1 protein-coding gene is annotated in these 2,525 nt (G+C 71.2%); it reads left to right on the forward strand.

The features are described from left to right. Window positions 1-336: 336 nt before the first annotated feature. Window positions 337-2,493: a recombinase family protein gene (locus ABZ904_RS51030; protein WP_361831155.1), complete on the forward strand. Its 2,157-nt coding sequence runs from the start codon at window positions 337-339 to the stop codon at window positions 2,491-2,493. Window positions 2,494-2,525 lie beyond the last annotated feature (32 nt).

A 2,525-nucleotide genomic window follows, 5' to 3' on the forward strand; every position in this document is an offset into this window, starting at 1 on the left:
ACTCCTCAATTCGCTAGCCAGAATGCACACATGAAGGTATATCAGGCTGGAGATGTGCCAATAATCGCACGTGAGGGGCTTCTGCGGCTGGTCGAGGTCGTCGACCGGATGCGGGCCCGCGAGGGCGATCGAGCGGAGGCGTCGTCGTGGACGGCGGAGGGGACGCCCGCCCCAGATTCCGGCCCCGGCGGGGGCGATCGAGGAGATCTGGGCGGGCTTGCCGGAGGTGAACCGGCAGGTGGCAGTCCGCTGGCTGGCGGACCTGGCGGGCCGGGGCCTGCCTCCGGATTCGGCGGCCGGGGATGCGCCCGGCCCGAGCGGTGAGGGTGCGGCGGCATGAGTGCGGTGCTGCCGTGGGAACGGGTGGATGGCAAGGTGACCGGACGGCATCGGGATGCGCTCGCGGTCGTTTACATCCGGCAGTCCACCCGCCAGCAGGTTCTTGAGCATGGGGAGTCGACCCGGCTGCAGTACGCGCTGGTCGACCGGGCGGCGGCGCTGGGCTGGCAGGCGTCCCGGATCATGGTCATCGACGACGACCTGGGCCGCTCCGGCGCCAGTGCGGTGGCGCGCCCCGGCTTCCAGCGCCTGGTCAGCGAGGTCTCGCTGGGGCATGTCGGGCTGGTGCTGGGCATCGAGATGTCGCGTCTGGCACGCTCGGGGAAGGACTTCTACCAACTGCTGGAGCTGTGCGCGCTGTCGGGCACTCTGCTGGCGGACACCGACGGCGTGTACGACCCCGGTGAGGTCAACGACCGGATGCTGCTGGGGCTGAAGGGGACGATGTCAGAGGTTGAACTCCACCTGATCAAGCAGCGGATGCAGGCCGGGAAGGTCAGCAAGGCCCGCCGCGGCGAGCTGGGCTTCGCGTTGCCGATGGGGTACGTGCGCCGCCCCTCCGGGGAAGCGGTGCTGGACCCGGACGAGCAGGTCCGCTCCGCGGTGCGGCTGGTGTTCGACACCTTCGCCGAGTTGGGCACCCTTAGCGGGGTGTTGCGCTACCTCGTGGTTAACGGGATCGACCTACCGATGCGGGCCCGTTCCGGCCCGGGCAAGGGCGAGCTGACCTGGCGGCGGCCCAACCGGGCCACGCTGCAGTGGATGCTGCACAGTCCGATCTACGCGGGGATCTACGCCTACGGGCGCCGCCGGGTCGACCCGCGCCGCAAGGTCCCGGGCCGCCCGTCCACCGGCAAGGTCGTCGTCGGCCCCGACCAGTGGATCGTGATGATCCCCGGCGCGCTGCCGGCCTACATCAGCGAGCAGACCTGGCGGGACAACCTGGCCCGCCTCGCCGCCAACGCGAGCAAGGCCGACACCCCCGGCGCCGCCCGCCGGGGCAGCGCCCTGCTGTCGGGGCTGGTCTACTGCGGCCGGTGCGGCAAACGGATGAGCGTGCGCTACCACGTCCGCGAGGGCCACCGCCAGGCCGACTACGCCTGCGCCCGCGAACTGGTCGACTACGGCGGACGGCTGTGCCAGGCGATGGCCGGCACCGGCATCGACACCCACGTCACCGCGCACGTCCTGGCCGCACTGGAACCCGCCGCCGTCGCGGTCTCCCTGCACGCGGTCGAGCAGATCGAGGCCGACCGCGCCCGCGTGGACCACATCTGGCGCCAGCGCATCGAACGCGCCGGCATCGACGTGGACCGCGCCCGCCGCCGCTACCGCCTGGCCGAACCCGAAAACCGCCTGGTCGTGCGCCAACTTGAGCAGGAATGGGAGCAGGCGCTCGCCGCCCAGCAGCAACTGCAGGAGGACTACGCCCGTTTCACCGCCACCCGGCCGCCCGTCCTCACACCCGCCGAGCGTGCGCAGATCACCGCCCGCGCCGCCGACCTCCCAGCGCTGTGGCATGCCGAGACCACCACGATCACCGACCGCAAGGAGATCATCCGCGCGGTCGTGGAGAAGGTCCATCTCGCCATCGTCGGCGACAGCGAGCAGGTGACCTGCACCATCACCTGGGCCGGAGGTCACACCACCACCGGCACCGCCACCCGCGCGGTCGCCCGGCTGGAGCAGCTCAGCTACTACCCCCAACTCCTGGACCGGGTCAGGGAACTGGCCGAACAGGGGTACCGAGCCAGAGCCATCGTCGAACGGCTGGCCGCCGAGGGATTCCGCGCGGCCAAGGGGCACGACAAGATCAGTAATCGTGCCGTCGACCGGCTTCTCGACCAACTCGGCTTCCCGCCCCGGCGACGCCGTCGTCCCACCTCCCCTCCCGGGGAAGCCCCAGGGCCGAACGAGTGGTGGCTGGACGACCTCGCCACCGAGCTCGGCATGCCCGCGATCACCCTGCGCGACTGGGCCACCAAGGGCTGGGCGCGAGGCCGCCGCGAGTCCAGGCCGCCTCACCGCTGGATCCTCCACGCCGACCCCGGCGAGCTGGCCGCACTACGCGAGCGCCGAGCCCGCCCGCCCGGCTGGTACACCCGCCGCTACTGGCAGCACCCGCTCGCCGCAGACACACAGGACACCGATTGACGCTCATGCGTGCATTGAGGTTGACACACCTC

It is taken from the genome of Streptomyces sp. NPDC046900 (assembly GCF_040644975.1).
Lineage (GTDB): Bacteria > Actinomycetota > Actinomycetes > Streptomycetales > Streptomycetaceae > Streptomyces.